18 protein-coding genes and 1 riboswitch are annotated in these 20,512 nt (G+C 45.8%); of the genes, 1 reads left to right on the top strand and 17 read right to left on the bottom strand.

Features of this window, described 5'->3' with window-relative positions; translation table 11 throughout:
* Nucleotides 1-165: 165 nt before the first annotated feature.
* From gerE to sdhC, 5 genes are all read right to left on the bottom strand, one after another.
* Nucleotides 166-390, bottom strand: a complete 225-nt coding sequence (gerE, locus tag MOC09_RS10610) for a spore germination transcription factor GerE (RefSeq protein ID WP_003184172.1) — start codon at nucleotides 388-390, stop codon at nucleotides 166-168.
* A 115-nt stretch (nucleotides 391-505) separates the two neighbouring features.
* Nucleotides 506-949 (bottom strand): acyl-CoA thioesterase, encoded by a 444-nt coding sequence (locus MOC09_RS10605; protein ID WP_268359107.1) that lies wholly within the window; start codon nucleotides 947-949, stop codon nucleotides 506-508.
* Between the two features lie 59 nt (nucleotides 950-1,008).
* Nucleotides 1,009-1,770, bottom strand: a complete 762-nt coding sequence (gene sdhB, locus MOC09_RS10600; RefSeq protein WP_268359105.1) for a succinate dehydrogenase iron-sulfur subunit — start codon at nucleotides 1,768-1,770, stop codon at nucleotides 1,009-1,011.
* Nucleotides 1,771-1,772: 2 nt separating this feature from the next.
* A complete protein-coding gene (sdhA, locus tag MOC09_RS10595; protein WP_268370480.1) occupies nucleotides 1,773-3,533 on the bottom strand; it encodes a succinate dehydrogenase flavoprotein subunit in 1,761 nt (586 codons plus the stop codon).
* Nucleotides 3,534-3,566: 33 nt separating this feature from the next.
* Nucleotides 3,567-4,175, bottom strand: coding sequence for a succinate dehydrogenase cytochrome B558 (gene sdhC / locus MOC09_RS10590; protein ID WP_268370478.1), 609 nt, complete (start codon nucleotides 4,173-4,175; stop codon nucleotides 3,567-3,569).
* 291 nt (nucleotides 4,176-4,466) lie between these two features.
* Between sdhC and MOC09_RS10585 the strand changes: the two genes are divergently transcribed.
* Complete coding sequence (locus MOC09_RS10585; RefSeq protein ID WP_268359102.1) at nucleotides 4,467-4,913, top strand: YslB family protein; 447 nt, start codon at nucleotides 4,467-4,469, stop codon at nucleotides 4,911-4,913.
* 43 nt (nucleotides 4,914-4,956) lie between these two features.
* Here MOC09_RS10585 and MOC09_RS10580 read toward each other — a convergent pair whose 3' ends face one another.
* The 12 genes from MOC09_RS10580 to polX form a co-directional block, all read right to left on the bottom strand.
* Complete coding sequence (locus tag MOC09_RS10580) at nucleotides 4,957-6,186, bottom strand: aspartate kinase (protein WP_268359101.1); 1,230 nt, start codon at nucleotides 6,184-6,186, stop codon at nucleotides 4,957-4,959.
* A 126-nt stretch (nucleotides 6,187-6,312) separates the two neighbouring features.
* Nucleotides 6,313-6,492: riboswitch (Lysine riboswitch) on the bottom strand.
* A 64-nt stretch (nucleotides 6,493-6,556) separates the two neighbouring features.
* On the bottom strand, nucleotides 6,557-8,329 hold the full coding sequence (uvrC, locus tag MOC09_RS10575; RefSeq protein WP_268359100.1) for an excinuclease ABC subunit UvrC: 1,773 nt from the start codon (nucleotides 8,327-8,329) through the stop codon (nucleotides 6,557-6,559).
* Between the two features lie 135 nt (nucleotides 8,330-8,464).
* Nucleotides 8,465-8,779 (bottom strand): thioredoxin, encoded by a 315-nt coding sequence (gene trxA / locus MOC09_RS10570; protein ID WP_003222500.1) that lies wholly within the window; start codon nucleotides 8,777-8,779, stop codon nucleotides 8,465-8,467.
* A 324-nt stretch (nucleotides 8,780-9,103) separates the two neighbouring features.
* Complete coding sequence (abfB, locus tag MOC09_RS10565) at nucleotides 9,104-10,591, bottom strand: alpha-L-arabinofuranosidase AbfB (protein ID WP_268359099.1); 1,488 nt, start codon at nucleotides 10,589-10,591, stop codon at nucleotides 9,104-9,106.
* Nucleotides 10,592-10,807: 216 nt separating this feature from the next.
* Nucleotides 10,808-11,785 (bottom strand): electron transfer flavoprotein subunit alpha, encoded by a 978-nt coding sequence (gene etfA / locus MOC09_RS10560; protein WP_268359098.1) that lies wholly within the window; start codon nucleotides 11,783-11,785, stop codon nucleotides 10,808-10,810.
* A 35-nt stretch (nucleotides 11,786-11,820) separates the two neighbouring features.
* Nucleotides 11,821-12,594: an electron transfer flavoprotein subunit beta gene (gene etfB / locus MOC09_RS10555; RefSeq protein WP_268359095.1), complete on the bottom strand. Its 774-nt coding sequence runs from the start codon at nucleotides 12,592-12,594 to the stop codon at nucleotides 11,821-11,823.
* A 14-nt stretch (nucleotides 12,595-12,608) separates the two neighbouring features.
* Nucleotides 12,609-13,385 carry an enoyl-CoA hydratase gene (locus tag MOC09_RS10550; RefSeq protein ID WP_268359093.1) on the bottom strand — a complete coding sequence of 259 codons (777 nt, stop codon included), beginning with the start codon at nucleotides 13,383-13,385 and terminating at the stop codon, nucleotides 12,609-12,611.
* 14 nt (nucleotides 13,386-13,399) lie between these two features.
* Nucleotides 13,400-13,984, bottom strand: a complete 585-nt coding sequence (fadR, locus tag MOC09_RS10545; protein WP_268359090.1) for a fatty acid metabolism transcriptional regulator FadR — start codon at nucleotides 13,982-13,984, stop codon at nucleotides 13,400-13,402.
* A 110-nt stretch (nucleotides 13,985-14,094) separates the two neighbouring features.
* Nucleotides 14,095-15,777, bottom strand: a complete 1,683-nt coding sequence (gene lcfA, locus MOC09_RS10540) for a long-chain-fatty-acid--CoA ligase LcfA (protein WP_268370476.1) — start codon at nucleotides 15,775-15,777, stop codon at nucleotides 14,095-14,097.
* 187 nt (nucleotides 15,778-15,964) lie between these two features.
* Nucleotides 15,965-16,369 (bottom strand): DUF350 domain-containing protein, encoded by a 405-nt coding sequence (locus tag MOC09_RS10535; protein ID WP_268359086.1) that lies wholly within the window; start codon nucleotides 16,367-16,369, stop codon nucleotides 15,965-15,967.
* Nucleotides 16,370-16,383: 14 nt separating this feature from the next.
* Nucleotides 16,384-18,741, bottom strand: coding sequence for an endonuclease MutS2 (locus MOC09_RS10530; RefSeq protein WP_268370473.1), 2,358 nt, complete (start codon nucleotides 18,739-18,741; stop codon nucleotides 16,384-16,386).
* Between the two features lie 20 nt (nucleotides 18,742-18,761).
* A complete protein-coding gene (gene polX / locus MOC09_RS10525; protein WP_268367072.1) occupies nucleotides 18,762-20,474 on the bottom strand; it encodes a DNA polymerase/3'-5' exonuclease PolX in 1,713 nt (570 codons plus the stop codon).
* Nucleotides 20,475-20,512 lie beyond the last annotated feature (38 nt).

Raw genomic sequence — 20,512 nt, 5'->3', positions numbered from 1 at the left:
AGAAAATGCAAGACTCGCGGGAGAGAAAACAGAGGACTTTAGGCAAACAACATGACGTATAAAAATTCGGTTCACACTTGGCCATCTAAATTCTGCATGGCTCGAACTAACCGAACAAACAGCAATAACCGGCTCCTTCCTGAAAAGAAGGAATACCGGCAAGGATTAAAGCTCTAGCTCACCCATTCTAAGAAGCTCAACAACGGCTTGCGAACGCCCTTTCACACCCAATTTCTGCATGGCATTTGAAATATGGTTTCGAACGGTTTTCTCACTGATAAATAGCTCGCTTGCAATCTCCTTTGTTGTCTTATCTTGAACGAGCAATTCGAACACTTCTCTTTCTCTTTTCGTTAGCAGCGGCTTCGATTGAAATTCTTTCTCCTTCAAGTATTGTAACCCTCCTTGCTAAGGTGAGAGCGAATCAGAAACGAATGGGTTTTGATATAGTCGAGATATCATATGTAAGAAGGGCGCAGGAGGTGACGTTTACAAAAGAATTAGTTTATCGTGTATGGAGAAGCGTTTCTTTTTCTTCATCCGTCCAGCTGACAGCCTTGCCGTTTTCCTTGGAGATTTGGACCATCACGACTGCTCCGGTGAAGCAGGGCTCGCCCTTGCTGTTTTCTCCGAGATAATGCAAGGTAAGTGATGAGCTGCCGACGGCACTTGTTTTCACATAGATGCGAAGCTCTTCATAAGGCATGACTTGGCGCAGATAATCGCATTGCTGGCTCGCCACGACTGTCATGGTCTGTTTGTTTTGATTCATCATGTTCAGCCTTTTAAAATAAGAAATCCGTGCCTCCTCAAAATATATAAAAGGGGTTACATTATTCATATGGCCAAACATGTCCGTCTCGGAAAATCGCACGGATACTTCATTAAAAAAAGAAAAGGACGCTTTCCATTCTTGAAACGGCATATCAATATATGCGGGAAGCTTCATCTTTACTCATCTCCTTATTGTTAAAAAAACCTCTCCCATGCGGAAGAGGTTTTTTCTTCTTAGACTCTGTCGCTTCCGAAGAAATTGCGGAACGCTTGTAAGTTTGTATCTCTGTTTAAGGCTGCAATTGAAGTGGTGAGCGGAATGCCTTTCGGACAGGATTGAACGCAGTTTTGCGAGTTGCCGCAATCTGCAAGGCCGCCTTCATCCATCAATGCTTCTAACCGGTCAGATTTATTCATGGCGCCTGTCGGATGTGCGTTAAACAGGCGGACTTGAGACATCGGTGCCGGTCCCATGAACTTCGATTTGCTGTTCACATTCGGACAGGCTTCGAGGCATACGCCGCACGTCATACATTTTGACAATTCATATGCCCATTGACGGCGTTTTTCCGGCATTCTCGGTCCCGGTCCTAAATCGTACGTACCGTCAATCGGTATCCATGCTTTTACTTTTTTCAATGAATCAAACATTCTGCTGCGGTCGACCTGTAAATCACGCACGACTGGGAATGTTTTCATTGGTTTTAAGCGGATCGGCTGTTCAAGCTGGTCGATAAGTGCCGTACAAGACTGGCGGGGCTTTCCGTTTATGACCATTGAACATGCGCCGCATACTTCTTCAAGACAGTTCATATCCCATGTAACAGGGGTTGTCTTTTCACCTTTCGCGTTAACCGGGTTCCGGCGAATTTCCATCAGAGCGGAAATGACGTTCAGGTTCGGGCGGTATGGAATCTCAAATTCTTCATCGTAAGGCGTGCTGTCGGCTGTATCTTGACGTGTGATAATAAATCGTATGGTCTTTTTCTCACTCATGATTATTTCGCCACCTTCTTCTTCGAGTAATCCCGTTTCCGAGGCGCTATCAGAGAGACATCGACATCCTGATACTCAAATTCTGGCGCTTCATACGGGCTTACATGTTTAGCCATTGTTGTTTTGAGCCATTCATCATCATTACGTTCAGGATAATCCGGTTTATAATGGGCGCCCCTGCTTTCATTGCGGTTGTAAGCGCCAAGGGTAATCACCCTCGCAAGCTGAAGCATGTTCGAGAACTGGCGTGTGAACATTGCCCCCTGGTTGCTCCATTTTGTCGTGTCATTGATGTTGATCTTTTTAAACCGCTCCATTAATTCCTGAATTTTGTCATCCGTTTTCAAAAGCTTGTCATTATGGCGGACAACCGTTACGTTCGCCGTCATCCACTCACCGAGCTCTTTGTGAAGAACATAAGCATTTTCGGTTCCGTCCATACTCATAATCTCAGCCCATTTTTCTTCTTCTTTTTTGACGTGAGCGTCGAATAAAGATGAAGAGATGTCTTCTGCAGAAGATTCTAAGCCGTTTACATATTTCACCGCATTCGGTCCAGCCACCATTCCTCCGTAAATTGCGGAGAGCAGGGAGTTTGCTCCCAAACGGTTGCCGCCGTGCATAGAGTAATCACATTCTCCAGCTGCAAACAGCCCAGGGATGTTTGTCATTTGATCGTAATCCACCCATAAACCGCCCATAGAATAATGGACCGCTGGGAAGATTTTCATCGGAAGCTTCCGCGGGTCGTCTCCCATGAATTTCTCATAAATCTCAATGATACCGCCAAGCTTAATGTCAAGCTCTTTCGGATCTTTATGAGACAGATCGAGATACACCATGTTTTCGCCGTTAATGCCGAGCTTCTGGTTTACACATACATCAAATATTTCGCGTGTCGCAATATCACGCGGCACCAGGTTTCCGTAAGCCGGATATTTTTCCTCCAGGAAATACCACGGTTTACCGTCTTTATATGTCCACACGCGTCCGCCTTCACCGCGCGCTGATTCACTCATCAGTCTTAGTTTGTCATCACCCGGTATGGCTGTCGGGTGGATTTGAATGAATTCTCCGTTTGCATAATACGCTCCCTGCTGATAAACGATTGATGCAGCAGATCCTGTATTAATCATGGAGTTAGTTGACTTTCCAAAAATGATTCCCGGTCCGCCCGTCGCCATAATGACAGCGTCAGAACGGAAGGATTCAATTTGCATGTTTGTCAGGTTTTGCGCCACAATTCCGCGGCAGGTTCTGTCATCATCTAATACAGCGCCAAGGAATTCCCAGCCTTCGTATTTTGTGACCAGACCCGCAACTTCGTATCTGCGCACTTGCTCGTCCAGTGCGTAAAGCAGCTGCTGCCCCGTCGTCGCACCCGCATAAGCTGTTCTGTGGTGCTGTGTACCCCCGAATCGGCGGAAATCAAGGAGCCCTTCAGGCGTCCGGTTAAACATAACGCCCATCCGGTCTAATAAGTGGATGATCGAAGGCGCCGCTTCACACATCGCTTTGACTGGCGGCTGGTTGGCAAGAAAGTCTCCCCCATATACCGTATCATCAAAATGTTCCCACGGAGAGTCACCTTCCCCTTTTGTATTGACCGCTCCGTTTATGCCGCCTTGCGCACAAACTGAATGAGAACGTTTGACAGGAACGATGGAAAACAGCTTAACCGCCATTCCTGATTCCGCTGCTTTAATTGTCGCCATGAGGCCGGCAAGACCCCCGCCGACTACGATAATGCTTGATTGACTCATGATAGCCCCTCTCCCTCTAGTAATCTAGTACTCTTATACAAATGCAAAAATCGCTTTTAAGCCTACGTATGACAGTGCAACAAAGATAATCAGCGTAACGTATGTCGAAATTCTTTGAGAACGAGGCGTTACCGTGATGCCCCATGTAACAGCGAAAGACCATAAACCGTTCGAGAAGTGGAAAATTGTTGATAAAACACCGACAATGTAAAAGCCAAGCATAGCCGGAGAGCTTAAAATACTCGCCATCATATCGAAATTGACTTCAGCGCCCATTTGTGCGGCAATGCGGGTCTCCCACACGTGCCAGCTTACAAAAATGAGGGTGATGATACCGGTTACACGCTGCAGGACGAAGAGCCAGTTTCTCATATAGCTGTATTGGCCTGCGTTATTTTTTGCAGTAAACGCTATGTACACACCATAAACTGCATGATAAATTAATGGTAAGAAGATAATAAAAATTTCCAAAGCATACCTGAAAGGCAGACTATCCATAAAATGAGCAGCATTATTGAATGCTTCAGCGCCCCTTGCGGCAAACTGGTTGACGACTAAATGCTGAATGAGAAAGATGCCGACCGGTATAACGCCAAGCAAGGAATGCAATCTTCGAAAATAAAACTCTCTGTTCCCAGACATTACTTTACCCCCTGTTTGATAAGTGCAAAATGTGCTAAATCTCTTCCCCCACTTCTTTCAATTGTAAGCACTTTATTAAGATTTATTGACAATTTCATTTTACTCCTCCCTCAAAAGGGCGTCAAGAAAACGCGTACATAAATTATAATTTTCCGAATTGATTAGTTGATTTAAAAATTTTATTTTATCAATATATATTTCTGCTTAATTTTTCATTAGAATTACAGGATCATTCTGTAATCCTCCCCCCTGTTTGGGCTATAATATACGAAGGAGAGAGGGGAGACAGATATGAAGTCTAAATATGAAGCATCTATTGATCACCTAAAAGAAATTGAAATGAACGCCTATGCCTACGAACTAATACGAGAGATCGTTCTCCCAGATATGCTTGGCCAAGATTACTCTTCCATGATGTACTGGGCAGGAAAACATCTCGCCCGTAAGTTTCCTCTTGAATCATGGGAGGAATTTCCGGCCTTCTTTGAAGAAGCAGGCTGGGGAACTCTCACCAACGTAAGCGCTAAAAAACAGGAGCTTGAATTTGAACTTGAGGGGCCGATCATTTCCAACCGGCTTAAACATCAGAAAGAACCTTGCTTTCAGCTGGAAGCCGGTTTTATCGCTGAACAAATTCAATTAATGAATGATCAGATTGCCGAATCATATGAACAAGTGAAAAAGAGAGCCGATAAAGTGGTTCTGACTGTGAAATGGGATATGAAAGACCCAGTGTAATCAAAAAGGCGGTGACTGCATAGTCCCGCCTTTTTGATTGCCATTACACAGCTGAAGGGTGTTTTGAAAGCTCAAATGCATCGTGGAGCGCTTCGACTGCTTTCACCATGTCATTTTCGCTTACCACTGTTGACACTTTGATTTCAGATGTGCTGACCATTTTGATTAAAATGTTTTTTTCCGCCAGTACAGCAAACATTTCAGCCGCTACACCAGGGTTTGAGACCATCCCGGATCCGACAATGGAGACTTTAGCCAATTTGCTTTCTGTCTCAATTTTTTCGTATTCAAGCGCGTCTTTATATTCTTCAAGCACCGCAACGGTTTGGTCTGCGTCTTCTGTTTTGACAGAGAAGGAAATTCCGGTCTGATTGTCTCCGGCCTGCGTTTGGATAATGATATCCACGTTAATGTTTCTTTTGGCAAGCGTTGTAAAAATAGTAGACAAAGTTGTCAGGCCGCCAGTCAGCCCGTAAATGGTTACCCGTGTGATTTGATCTTCGAACGCAATGCCTCTGACAATTAAATTTTGCTCCATGGATGATTCCTCCTCAATTAATGTTCCCGCTTCTGTTTCTGTGCTTGAACGCACTTCTAAAGGCACTTGGTAATTTTTTGCGAATTCAACGGCTCTCGGATGAAGAACGCCGGCGCCTAAATTGGCTAGCTCGAGCATTTCATCGTATGAAATGCCGGCAAGCTTTCTCGCTGATTTCACATAGCGCGGATCGGTTGTAAACACTCCGGGCACGTCTGTGTAAATGTCACATTTATCCGCTTTTAATGCGGCAGCCAAAGCAACTGCTGTTGTATCTGAACCGCCCCGGCCCAATGTCGTGATTTCACAATCCTCCGTCATGCCTTGGAATCCTGCGACAATAACAACCTTTCCTTGCTCAAGCTGATCTGCTAAAACCGAAGTGTCGATATCTGTAATTCTGGCGTTCCCGTGAACGGCTTCCGTGCGGATTCCCGCCTGCCAGCCAGTATAGGACACAGCGTCATAGCCTTTTTCCTGCAGTGCCATTGAAAGCAGGGAAATGGTAACCTGCTCGCCTGTAGCCAGCAGCATATCCATTTCACGTTTGCTCGGCTGGTCAGAAATTGCTTTTGCAAGGCTGACCAATTCGTCAGTGGATTTTCCCATAGCCGAAACGACAACAACGACTTGATGGCCTTTCTGTTTTTCAGCAATCGCGCGGTTTGCCGCATTTTGAATTTTTTCGACTGAGCCGACGGAAGTCCCTCCGAATTTTTGTACGATAAGACCCATGTATTACCACCCTTTACATTTTGGTTCGTGCGGGTGAGGAGAAAGAGCGCTTTGTCCACAATAAAAAAAGCAATGAGAGGAATTGCTCTCATTGCTAATCAATTAATCATCATGAATGATTATGAACAACGAGATAGCCCTCCAAGAAAATGATTTCTTGACAGCCTTACATTTATTCAATGCACGGCCAGCAAATAATACCGATGGGGTTTTATTTGCTTCGGCGACGCTCCCCTTTCAGCCTTTTTCACAGAATCCATCTTTCTCCAAAGGCTTACTCTTGAAGTTCGCACCTCTATCTTCACCATATAACACGATCTAACTTTGAAATTAGTTCACATTTTATCAGATCTTTTTTAAAAGGACAACATTATTTTTGCAATTTTTCGTAAAGAAGTTGAGCCGCCGCTGAGGGAACGCCCGCTTTTTTGATGTCCTCAAGGCTTGCTTCCTTCATTTTTTTTACGGAACCGAAATGCTTTAACAGCATTTTCTTTCTTTTCTCCCCGATACCCGGGATGTCGTCCAATACGGATTGAAACGCGCTTTTTCCGCGGATTTGCCTGTGAAAGCTGATCGCAAAACGGTGCACCTCGTCCTGAATCCGCTGCAGGAGGTAAAATTCCTGGCTGTTTCGCTCCAGATACACCGCCTCCAACGGATCCCCGATCAGTAAATTTGAGGTTCTGTGCTTTTCGTCTTTCGCTAAACCGGCGATCGGGATATCTAAGCCGAGTTCATTTTCAATGACATCCCTTGCAGCATTGATCTGCCCTTTTCCTCCGTCGATGATGATCAGATCAGGCAGCGGCAGGTTTTCACGAAGCACTCTCGTATAGCGTCTTCTGACAACCTCTCTCATCGAACCGTAATCATCCGGCCCTGTAACGGTTTTGATTTTATATTTGCGGTATTCCTTTTTGTTCGGTTTGCCGTCGATAAACACGATCATCGCGGAAACCGGATTTGTCCCCTGTATGTTTGAGTTATCAAACGCTTCAATTCTGTAAGGCGTATAAATATTTAATGCATCTCCCAGTTTTTGCACAGCACCGATGGAACGTTCCTCATCCCGTTCGATTAAGGAGAATTTTTCTTTCAGCGCTATTTTCGCATTTTTATGGGCCAGCATGAGCAGTTCTTTCTTCGGGCCTTTCTTAGGTTGGTGGACGTTTGTTTCCAGCAGCTGCTCAATCATGGATTGATCTACGCTGTCCGGCACCAAAATTTCTTTCGGAAGGAAGTGGTTGTTTTTTGAATAGAATTGCCCGATGAATGTAAGAAACTCTTCATCTGCTTCCTGATAGAGCGGAAACATGCTGACATCGCGTTCAATGAGCTTCCCTTGGCGGATGAAAAAGACCTGTACGCACATCCAGCCTTTATCATATGCGTAGGCAAATACGTCACGGTCGACTAGATCGTTCATCGTCATTTTTTGTTTTTCCATCGTTGACTCAATATGGGCGATTTGGTCACGAAACTCTTTTGCCCGTTCAAACTCAAGATTCTCGGCAGCTTCACGCATTTTCTCTTCAAGTTCTTTTTTGACCTCATTATAGCCGCCCTTTAAGAAACGGGTAATGCTCTCAACCAGCTCTCTGTTCGTCTCTTCGGAAATGTCCTTTACGCACGGAGCGAGACATTGGCCCAGGTGATAGTAAAGGCACACTCTGTCCGGCAGCTTGGAGCATTTTCTGAGTGGATACAGCCGGTCGAGCAGTTTTTTTGTTTCCCTTGCTGCCTGTACATTCGGGTACGGCCCGAAATAGCGCCCTTTGTCTTTTTTGACATTGCGGGTGACAATCAGCCTTGGGTGGCGTTCATGGGTGAGTTTTATGAAAGGATAGGTTTTGTCGTCTTTGAGCATGACGTTGTATTTCGGATCATGCTTTTTGATGAGATTCATTTCTAAAATAAGCGCTTCAAGATTGGAGGACGTCACGATATATTCAAAATCCTCGATTTCCGTCACAAGCCTTTGTGTTTTCGCATCGTGAGAACCGGTGAAGTAGGAGCGCACTCTGTTTTTCAGCACCTTTGCTTTTCCTACGTAGATCACAGTCTGCTGCCGGTCCTTCATGAGATAACACCCGGGCTGATCGGGAAGGAGGGCGAGTTTTTCTTTCAGTTGTTTGTTCATATGTTACCCTTCCTTATGTTTAATCCTTTATTTCCAGTTTAACACGAACGTTTGTTTTTCTCTATGATTCACGATTGGCGAATAAAAAAAGCGATCCCTCCATCGGAATCGCTCTGGCATGTAAGCAGCCGAAAATTAAAGATGTTTGTTTACAAGCTCTTGAAGCGCTTCTTTCGGTTTGAAGCCGACTGAAGTTTCAACTACTTCGCCGTCTTTTAACACGAGAAGTGTCGGGATGCTCATAACGCCGTATTTTCCGGCAGTTTCTTGGTTCTCATCCACGTCGATTTTTACGATTTTCAGTTTGTCTCCCATTTCTTGATCAAGTTCTTCAAGAACAGGTGCAATCATTTTACAAGGTCCGCACCAAGGAGCCCAGAAGTCTGCCAGTACGACGCCTTCGCTTGTTTCAGCTGAGAAAGATTGATCAGTTGCTTTTACGATAGCCATTATTGAATTCCTCCAATTGTGAAATGATGATTTTTAGTATAGCATCTCCCATTCGTTCACGCTATTTTAATGCTTACAAATTATTTTTTCCTGATCACAACCGGTTTACTCATTTTTATCTGGATTGAATGGGATATGTCAGCTTTCATTAAAACACAAATCTTATAATGGCTCCGATCACTACAATAGCCCCAATAATCATTAAAATGGTACGAAGCATAGGGTCACATCTCCTCTTCACTGTCATGTACTTTACCATGCCCTGCCGAAGCTGTTTTAAAACCTGAAAAAGAGCGCCGGCATGAAGCGGCGCTCTCGCAAAGTTTAAGAATCAGCATGCAGTGTGAGTAGGACGACTGACATTGGCGGCAGTTTTACTTTCAATTTGTTTTTGTTGAGCGTATAGCGGCTGAAAGATTCCGGTTTGACGTGATGAGGATCGTCAAACGTATTATGCGCATTCATTTTTTCTGCCGTGAGAATGACTCCGGAATGGTCCGCTGTCTTGTGAAAGCCTCTCAGCTCAATCTCAGCCTCTGCTTTGTTTTGGTGATCGATGTTGCAGATCGTGATATGGATATCGCCTTGGGCTTGCTTCGATGCTGAAATGCTGATTTGCGGCAGCGTTTCGCCCTTCCATTCATAATCGGCAGACATTGTCTCTGTGTCTAAGAGAGAAGCGTCCTGGTGCACCTTGAACATATCAAATACATGGTACGTCGGTGTCAAAAGCATTTGCTCTCCCTCAGTCAAAATCATCGCTTGAAGAACGTTTACTGTTTGGGCGATGTTGGTCATTTGCACCCGGCGGCAATGCTGATGGAAAATGTGGAAATGAGATGCCGCAACCAGTGCATCGCGAATGGTATTTTGCTGATAAAGGAAACCAGGGTTCGTGCCTGGCTCAGGATCAAACCACGTGCCCCATTCATCAATAATCAGCCCGACCCGCTGCTCCGGATCATACCGGTCCATAATCGTCCCATGCTTTTGAATCAATTCATCGATGTATTTGGCTTTTTTCATCGTGATAAACCATTCATCCTCTGTGAATTCTGTTGCTGACCCTTTACCCTTCCAGAAATCACCCGGAATCGTGTAATAATGGAGGCTCAATCCGTCCATCAGGCCAGCGGCTTTTTTCATGAGCACGTCGGTCCAATTAAAGTCATCTACATTTGCACCGCCGGCAATTTTATATAATTCATTGCCGCTGTAATTGCGGACATAGGTTTGAAAACGCCGGTACAGATCTGCGTAGTATTCAGGGTGCATGTTGCCGCCGCAGCCCCAGTTCTCATTGCCCACGCCGAAATATTTCAGCTTCCAAGGCTCTTCTCTTCCATTTTGTTTTCTCCAGTCTGACATCGGCGTGCCGGCTTCAAACGTCATATACTCGATCCATTCCGCCATTTCCTGAACGGTTCCGCTTCCGACATTGCCGCAAATATAAGGCTCACATTCCAGCAGCTCGCAAAGCATCATGAATTCATGCGTTCCGAATTCATTTGATTCAATCGTTCCGCCCCAGTGCGTATTAAGCATCGTCTTACGGTCACCGACACCGTTTGCCCAGTGGTATTCGTCCGCAAAACACCCGCCCGGCCATCTGAGGACAGGAATGTGCAGCTGTTTGAGCGCTTCCAGCACATCCTTTCGTATTCCGTTTATATTGGGAATGTTTGAGTCCTTCCCGACCCAAATCCCTTCATAAATCCCTCTTCCTAAATGCTCTGCAAAATGACCGTATATATTTTTGTTAATGGTTCCTTTTACGATATCTGTTTGGATCACTGCTTGATGTTCAGACATGCCTGATCATTCCTTTCATACGAATATGAAAAGCACCACAGTCAAATATGTGATCTGTCTTTTGCCTGAGGAGTCAGCATGAATGTAAGCGCTTTTAAAGTAACCATATTATATATGTTCGTACATGTCAACGACATTTTTCCTAAACTTTTTATTTGTACGTATGTATTTTTTGAAAAAAATAAAACCCCGAACTTCAGCAGTCCGGGGTTTTCTTTACGAGTGTATCTTTAATTGTTTAAATTCCTCAGTTAATAACGGAACGACTTCAAATAAATCGCCTACAATCCCGTAATCCGCTATTTTAAAAATATCTGCTTCGGGATCTTTATTAATGGCGACAATTACCTTGCTGTTTGACATGCCGGCCAAATGCTGGATGGCGCCGGAAATGCCGCAGGCGATGTACAAATCAGGGGTGACGACCTTCCCGGTCTGCCCGATTTGAAGAGCGTAATCACAATAATCTGCGTCACACGCTCCGCGAGAGGCTCCCACTGCTGCTCCCAGCACCTCAGCAAGCTCCTGCAGCGGCTGAAATCCTTCCTTGCTTTTGACTCCGCGGCCGCCCGCAACGATAATTTTTGCTTCGGAGAGATCAACGCCGTCAGCTGTTTTTTTCACGACCTCTTGGATAACAGTGCGGAGGTCAGTAAGAGAAACATCAATGCTTTCGATGCTCCCCGACCTGCTGATGTCTTTTTCTGAAGCTTGAATGTTATTGGGGCGAATCGTTGCAAAAAGCAGCGGATCGGTTGAAATGACGCGTTCAAATGCTTTCCCCGAATAAATCGGCCTCGTGAATATGATGTTTTCTCCGGTAACGCTTACATCTGTAGCATCAGAAATTAAGCCTGTTTGCAGCCGGGCGGCAAGCTTCGGTGAAAGGTCCTTGCCCATTGCCGTGTGCCCGCATATGACAGAATCAGGCTTTTCTTTGTCAATAATGGCCCTCATGACCTGGCTGTATCCGTCTGCCGTATATGCTTTCAGCTTCGGATCTTCGGCGGTAAGAACTCTATCGGCTCCGTAATGGATAAGCTCTTCTGCGAGGCTTTGTACGTTTTCGCCGACCAGAACTCCGATGACTTCTCCATCACCTGAAATGGTTCTTCCTGCAGCTATTGCTTCAAAGGTGACATTCCGCAATTCTCCGTCGCGAATTTCCCCGAGTACAATCACTTTTTTTCCCATTCTAACATCCCCCTGTTTCTTTGAATGTCCAAGCTTTAAATGACTTTCGCTTCGCTGCGGAGCAATGAGACGAGCTCTTTTGCCTGTTCGGCAGGCTCACCTTGGAGAAGCTTCCCGGCTTCTTTTTTCGGCGGCAGAAAACGTTCAATGGTTTTCAGCTTCGGTTCGGCATCCTCTTCGTCCAGATCTAAATCATCAAGCTCCAGCTCTTCAAGCGGTTTTTTCTTGGCCTTCATAATTCCCGGAAGTGATGGATAGCGTGGTTCGTTTAAGCCCTGCTGAGCTGTCACCAGCAATGGGAGTGTCGTTTTGATTTTTTCAACATCCCCTTCGACATCCCTTTCTGCTTCTGCATCAGTGCCGTTGATTTCCAGTTTGGTGATTGTTGTGACGCATGGAATGTCCAGAAGCTCGGCAAGCCGGGGCGCCACTTGTCCTGATCCTCCGTCGATGGCAACATTTCCGCCAAGAATCAAATCAAACTCCTGGTCCTTCATATAGTGGTATAAAACTTGAGAAATCGAATATTGGTCGGGTTCTTCGAGATCATCTTCTATGTTGATTAAAACGGCTTGGTCACACCCCATGGCAAGCGCTGTACGCAATTCCTTCTCCGCTTCTTCACCGCCGACAGTGATGGCAGTAATCGTGCCGCCGTGCTTTTCCTTCAGCTGGATGGCTTCCTCTATTGCATACTCGTCGTATGGATTAATGATCCATTCCGCTCCGTCATCCTGAATCTTTCCTGCTTCAATGACGATTTTTTCTTCTGTGTCAAACGTCCGCTTCATCAGTACAAATAGATTCATGATCATATCCCCTTTTATTCGCCTTTGAACTGAGGCTTTCTTTTTTCGAGAAATGCCTGGATGCCTTCTTTGGCGTCCTCTGACTCAAATGCTTCTCCAAACCGCTTTGCTTCAAGCTTTAAACTGCCTTCATAGGAATACACCTTGTTTGAATAAAGAAGCTCAAGCAGAGATGCCAGCGTTTGCGGGCTTTTTTCTGCAAACTTAGCGGCAAGCGCTTTGGCTTTCTCAAGCACTTCTGCTTCATCTTTTGCTCCAATTGACACAAGTCCGAGGTCAAGCGCTTCTTTTCCGGATATCGGTTCTCCTGATCCGATGAGCTCAAGTGCTTTGGCTGTACCGATATACCTTGGAAGACGCTGTGTTCCCGCAAAACCCGGAATGATACCGAGGTTAAGTTCCGGGAGCCCCAGCTTGGCATCTTCTGCCGCGATTCTGATATGACAAGCCATCGCAAGCTCCAGCCCGCCTCCGAGAGCAGCGCCGTGAATCGCTGCGATAATCGGTTTCGGGAAGCCTTCAATTCTTTCCATCAGCTGCTGGCCGCGCTCAGCGAGTTGGGAGGAATCCTCATTGCCTTTAAGCGATGTAAATTCCTTAATATCAGCACCGGCTGAGAAAAATCTTCCCTCGCCGTGAATGATAATGCTTCGTACACCTGCATCTGTCTCACATTGATCAAGACAGGAGGACAGCTCTTCTAATATCCGGCTGGAAAGCGCATTTGCCGGCGGATTGTGAATCGTTAAAACTGCCACAAATTGATCAACTGCCAGTGATATTGCATTCATAGGACAGAACTCCTTTACTTATTGTGAATTCCGGATACCAACAATTCTAATACGCTGTCTGACAAGGAGGCGAGATCGTATTTTTGGTCATTCATCACCCAAGTCGTCACGGTTTCGTCAATCGTTCCAAAAATCATCTGCCGGGCGAGGCGGACATCGAGGCCTTTTTTTAATTCGCCTGTTTGTATGCCTTCCGTTAAAATGCCATCCAAAATATTTAAGTAGCCTTTTAATATTTCATTGATTTTCTGGCGCAGCTCCAAGTTGGACTGGCGGAGCTCCAGCTGAGTGACAATCGCGAGATTATGGTCACCCGCCAAAAGGGAAAAATGCTTTGAAATCACAAGCGCCAGCTTCTCTTTCGCTGTTGTCTTTTCTTTTATGTCCTCTTCCATCCGCTCAATAAATTGGCCCATTTTTTCTTTGAAAAGAGAAATTAAAATGTCTTCTTTGTTTTTGAAATAGAGATAGATGGTGCCATCCGCTACTCCGGCTTGTTTGGCAATTTTGGATACCTGTGACTGATGGTAGCCGTTTTCCGCAATGACTTCTACTGCTGCATCAATAATCTGCATATACTTTGGCCGTTTTTGCTTCAATGTTCATCGTTCCTTCCTATAGAAATGAATGACTATTCATTCATAATTTCATGATAAAAAGGATTTTTGGCTTTGTCAAGTTTATTCAAAGGTGTTCTCTTTTTCTTATGTTATTTGATGTGCTGATTTTCAATTTCTTCTTCTAGTAAACGCCGTCTTAAAATTTTTCCGACCGCCGTTTTCGGCAGCTCTTTTCTGAACTCGTAGGCTTTCGGCACTTTATAGGGAGCCAGCCGGGATCTGGCAAAAGCGTCCAGTTCTTCCGCATTGGCTTTTTCACCTTTCTTTAACACGACAAATGCTTTAACTGTTTCTCCCCTGTAGGAATCAGGGACACCTGCAACGACAATTTCCTGGATGGCTTCATGCTCATAAAGCACTTCTTCGACTTCACGCGGATAAATATTATAGCCTCCTGCGATAATGATGTCCTTCTTCCTGTCAGCAATATAGAAAAAGCCCTCTTCATCCATATAGCCCATGTCACCGGTGAACAGCCAGCCGTCTCTCAGTACAGCTGCGGTTTCCTCCGGTTTGTTCCAATATCCTTTCATAACTTGCGGACCTTTGACGATGATTTCTCCATGCTCATAAGGAGCGGCAAACTCACCTGTTTCATCAGAATAAATCGCTGCGTCAGTACTCGGCCAAGGACAGCCGATACTGCCTGGCTTGTTTTTCCCCCAGATAAAATTGGCGTGCGTCACTGGGGATGCCTCAGACAAACCATAGCCTTCCACAAGCTTTCCGCCAGTCACCTTTTCAAATTTCTGCTTTACCTCAACAGGGAGCGCGGCTGATCCGCTGAGACAGCTTTTAATGGATGACAGATCATATTGCTTCAAATCAGGGTGATGCAAAAGGCCGATGTAAATCGTCGGCGCACCTGGAAAGAGCGTCGGTTTTTGTTTGTCGATAATTTTGAGCGTTTCAAGCGGATCAAATTTAGGCAGAAGAATCATTTCGAAGCCTTGCTTAATCGAATAATTCATCACCGCGGTCAGCCCGTAAACGTGAAAAAACGGTACGATGCCAAGCACTTTTTCAGCACCTTCCTTCACGTCGTACATCCAAGCGGCGCACATTTCGGTATTGGCTAAAATATTCCGGTGCGTGAGCATAACCCCTTTTGGAGCTCCTGTAGTCCCTCCGGTATATTGGAGAACAGCGATATCATGTTCAGGATCGATCTTCGGGATTGTTAAAAGTTCAGTTTTCTCCCGCTTCATGCTGGAGGCGAACGTGTGAATGTTAGCTTTTTTGTCAAAATCGACGTGCACTTTCTGTTTTTGCGTCAGCGGGTATAGAATATTCTTTGGAAAAGGCAAATAGTCTTTTATGCTTGTGATCAAAATCTGATCGACTATTGACAGCGTTTTCATTTTTATTGCCTTCGGGAAAAGCAAATCTAGGGTGATGATCACGCTTGCCTCCGCATCTCTCAGCTGGTATTCAAGCTCACGCTCGGTATAGAGCGGATTTGTCTGCACCACGATGCCGCCGGCAAATAAGACGCCGTAATAAGAAATCACAGCTTGCGGGCAATTGGGCAGCATGACAGCCACTCTGTCTCCTTTTTGCAGGCCATTGCACTGCAAAAAAGCTGCGAGTTTAAGAGCATCCGTCAGAATGTCATGAAAGGTGATTTTTTTTCCAAAGAAAGATATGGCAGTTTTGTCAGGGAATCGTGCGGCGGAGTCTGTCAGGATGGATTGCAGGGTTTGGTTCGGCAATGGAAGCTCATGCGGGATATCGTCGGGATACTCGGCAAGCCACGGCTTTTGAGACTGCATAAAACCTCCCCTTTCGGATTTAGAGTTCCACCCTATCATTATAGCAGATGGACGGCAAAAAAAAGAAAAAGAAAGAAAATCTTTCTTTTTCTCATCATACGAACAGATAAATAAGACCAATTAACATAAAAATTCCCGCCGTGGCGAGCAGTATTTTTGCAAGCTTTTCCATCTACTATCCGTCCCCTTATATTCCGGCTGCCACCACAAATGAAAGCCCGACAGAAATGACAAATGAAATAAAGCCGACAGCCCGGTTATCATTCTCGATTTCCTGATCAATTTTAAACCGCGGAGTCAAAAACTCAAAAATGAAGTAGCTGATCAAAAGCATAACAAACCCGTACACGCCCCAGCCGATCATTTGCAGCAGCGAATTGTGCTGGGTGATGGAATGCTGAAACACGTTTGCGATTCCCAAAATTTTTCCGCCGGTCGCCATTGCCACCGCAAGATTTCCTTTTTGAATCTCTTCCCAGTTTTTATAAGCTGTCACCAGCTCAAACACAGTCAAAAAGAGGACGAGGCAGAGAACCGCGACACTGTAATACGCCGCGATTTCCACAAGCTCGTTTTCCCAAAAATCACTCATGGCCATACTCCCTTTTATTTTAGTTCAACAACCGTAACGCCTGATCCTCCCTCACCCGCTTCACCGAAACGGGAGCTTTTGACGCTGCGGTGGTTTTTCAGGAGATCCTGCACGCCTTTTCTTAAAGCGCCGGTTCCTTTTCCGTGGATGATTGACACTCTTGGATATCCGGCTAACACTGCATCATCCAAGTATTTTTCAACACGGCTGAGGGCATTTTCATAGCGTTCACCGCGAAGGTCAAGTTCAAGCGAAACGTGGTAGTCCTTTCCTTTGACCGCCGTAATGATTTTTTCTTTTTTTGGTTCCGGAGCTGATTTGATAAACTCCAGGTCCTTTTCTTTTACTTTCATTTTTAAAATGCCGATTTGAACATTCCATTCATTGCCGCCGGTTTTCTCGAGCAGTGTTCCTTTTTGCCCGAAAGTGAGGACTTTTACCTCATCACCAGGCTTGAAGTCGCGTTTTTGTGTTTTCGGTTTTTCCGGTTTCTTAGACTTTTCAAAAGTCGGCATCGCGCCTTCTAACCGTTTCTTCGCGTTGATCAGCTCGTGATCCTTGAAGGATTTGTGTTCTTCTTTTATGGAGCGCAATTCATGAATAATGTCTTCGGCTTCTTTTGTTGCCGCTTTTACTTTTTCAGCCGCTTGCTGTTCAGCCTCTTCAAGCATTTTGTCTTTTTTGCAGTTGAGTTCGATGATTTGCTGCTGCAGTTCTTTATGCAGCTTTTCTGCTTCCTTTCTGATTGATTCTGTTTCAGAAAGCTCTTCTTCCGCACGTTTTTTGCTCTGTTCGAGCGATGCAATCATCGTATCGACTTCGTTATGCTCGGCTGTCATTTCTGACTTCGCCTGTCCGATGATATGATCCGGAAGTCCGAGGCGTTTTGAAATTTCGAAGGCGTTGCTTCGTCCCGGCACACCAATTAAAAGTTTATAGGTCGGTGACAGTGTTTCGATGTCAAATTCGACACTGGCATTCATCACGCCTTCTCTGTTATAGCCGTACGCCTTCAATTCCGGATAGTGCGTCGTTGCTAACACTCTGGCATTGGTGCGGTGAACGTCATCCAAGATGCTCATGGCGAGGGCTGCCCCTTCCTGCGGGTCTGTCCCTGCGCCCAGCTCATCGAAAAGCACCAGGCTGTTTTCATTGACCTGTTCTAAAATGCTGACAATGTTCACCATATGAGATGAAAACGTACTTAAGCTTTGCTCAATCGACTGTTCATCGCCGATATCAGCGAACACATGCTCAAATACCGCGGCTTCCGACCCTTCATCTGCGGGAATATGAAGACCGGATTGCGCCATCAAGGTTAACAGGCCTAATGTTTTAAGGGTGACTGTTTTCCCCCCGGTGTTTGGCCCTGTAATGACAATGGTTGAAAAATCGCCGCCGAGCTCGATGTCATTGGCAACCACTTGATCAGGCGGAAGCAATGGGTGGCGGGCTTTTTTCAAACGGATAAAGCCGTTGTCGTTCATGATCGGTTTTGTCGCTTTGACCGCTTTTGCGTATCTAGCTTTTGCAAAAATGAAGTCAAGCGTCTGTAACACGCGCAAATCCTGAAAGAGCTCTTCTGTGTGTTCCGCCGTCTTCTCTGTCAGCACACGCAAAATCCGTTCAATTTCTTGTTTTTCTTTGACTTTCGCCTGCTGAAGCGCGTTATTCATATCTACAATCGCCTGCGGTTCAATGAACAGCGTCGCGCCTGAGGAAGAGGTGTCATGCACAATACCGCCGTAGCTTGATCTGTACTCTTGTTTGACCGGGATCACAAAGCGGTCATTCCGAATCGTAACGATCGTATCAGACAGCATTTTTGAAGCGGAGGAGGAGCGCAGCATTGACTCTAATCGGTCTCTGATTCTCGATTCGAGTGTTCTGAGCTGTGTGCGGATTCCTCTTAATGTTTCCGACGCATGATCAAGCACTTCTCCGTGGTCATCGATGCAGGAATTAATGTCCCGTTCTAAATCGGACAGCGTGATAAGCTGTTCAGCATGCTGATGGATCAGCGGAATGTCGACGCCGTCTTCTGCCATTTGGCTAATAAAATGTTTCATTTGCTTAACTGCGTAAAGCAGGCCTGAGATTTCAGTGAATTCTGAGGGACTGAGAACGCTGCCGATTTCCGCCCGTCTTAACGCTCCTCTAATATCAGCAAGACCGCCAAATGGCGCCTGCCCTCTCAGCCGGATAATGGCAGAAGCTTCGTCTACTTCATCCAGCTGCTTTTTGATTTCGTCTATAGAAGCAGAAGGCTTAAGCTCGAGAAGCATTTCTTTTCCGAGCGATGAAGCGGCGTGCTCAATAACCTGTTCTTTCACTTTATGAAATTCAAGAGCTGATAATACTTTTTGCTGCACGATTGTGTGAGCCTCCTTACTTAATCGTTGCGCTTCAGGAATGCCTCTACATCTTCAAGTGACCGGGCATTCAGAACGTTTTTCGTTTCCGTCCATCCTTTGCGCGCGGCAGTAACGCCGGTTTTCATATCGTCTAACATCTCAATATTATGGGCATCGGTATTAATGACCAATGTGACCCCTTGTTCGTTTGCTTTGATTAAATGTTCAGTGCGCAGATCGAGGCGCGCAGGGTTGGCGTTAAGTTCAAGCGCCGTATTGGTTTTCTTCGCAAGCTCAATCAGCTTATCAATATCAATTTCGTAACCGGCCCGTCTGCCGATCAGGCGTCCTGTCGGGTGGGCGATAATGTCAACATGCTTGTTTGTCAATGCCGTTTCAAGCCGTTTCATAATGACGTGTTCCGGCTGATTAAAGCTGGAATGAATCGATGCAATGACGATATCCATTTCAGCCAGCACATCATCATCATAATCAAGCGTGCCATCTGGCAGGATATCCATCTCGACGCCTTTTAGGATCCGGAAATTCTCAAACTCAGCATTCAGCGCGTCAATTTCCTTTGCCTGCTGCTTGAGTCTTTCTGCAGTCAGCCCGTTGGCAACCTTTAAATATTGCGAGTGATCGGTGATGGCCATGTATTGATAGCCTTTTTCCATGCATGCTTCAGCCATCTCTCTGATCGAAAACGCGCCATCGCTCCACGTTGAGTGCATGTGGAGGTCTCCCTTGATTTGCCCGGGCTCTATCAATTTAATGCTGTCGCTGTAGGTTTCCACTTCTTGCCCGCTTTCACGGAGCTCGGGCGGAATCAGCGGCAGGCCGAAGTGCGCATAAAATTCACGTTCACTCGGAAATGTTTTGATATCTCCGGTTTCAACTGTCTCGACGCCGTATTCACTGATCCGCTCACCGCGTTCTTTCGCGATTTGGCGCATTTTAATGTTGTGATCCTTTGATCCTGTAAAATGATGGAGTGTTGTCGGAAACTGCTCCTCCGTCACAAGACGGAAATCGACGCTTGTTTCATATTCAAACGAAAGGATGACGGACACCTTCGTATCTCCGCTCGCGATCACGCTTTTGATGTTTGGCAGTGCAAGAAGCTGCTCTCTTACTTCAGCCGGGTGATCTGTGGCAATGATATAGTCCAGATCCTTCACCGTTTCCCGCGCTCTGCGGAGACTTCCGGCACGGGAAAATTTGATGATATCCGTAAATTGAGAAAGATGCTCTTCAATGTCCCGGGCGATCCGGAGGGCGTAGCCGATCGGAAAGCGTTCAGGCTGTTTTCCGGCTTCACCGAGCGCCTGTAATATTTTTTCTTCTGATTTTTTGCCGAAGCCCGCAAGACCTTGTACCTTTTGCTGTTCACAGGCTTCCTTCAGAGATTCTGCATCATGTACGCCGAGCTCTTTATACAGCTTTGCGATTTTTTTGCCGCCGAGCCCCGGCAGCTTCAATAAAGGCACGAGCCCTTCCGGCACTTCTTTTTGCAGCGATTCGAGCGTGCTTGATTTTCCTTCATCTATATACTCTTTAATAACGCTGTACGTTCCTTTTCCAATGCCGGACAGCGACATCATATCGTCCATTTCTGATAAACTGCGGTCATCCTGTTCCAGGGCAGCCGCAGCTTTTCGGAAGGCAGATACTTTAAACGGGTTGTCCCCCTTGAGTTCCATGTAGACTGCAATGGTTTCAAGCAGCCGGATAATATCTTTTTTATGCATACTATAACCCCCAGACCTTCACATATGTTTCCATCATA

The organism is Bacillus sp. N12A5 (assembly GCF_026790125.1).
Taxonomy (GTDB): domain Bacteria; phylum Bacillota; class Bacilli; order Bacillales; family Bacillaceae; genus Bacillus.
The sequence above is the reverse complement of the archived record's forward strand: the minus strand, read 5'-3'. Positions and strand labels throughout refer to the sequence as shown.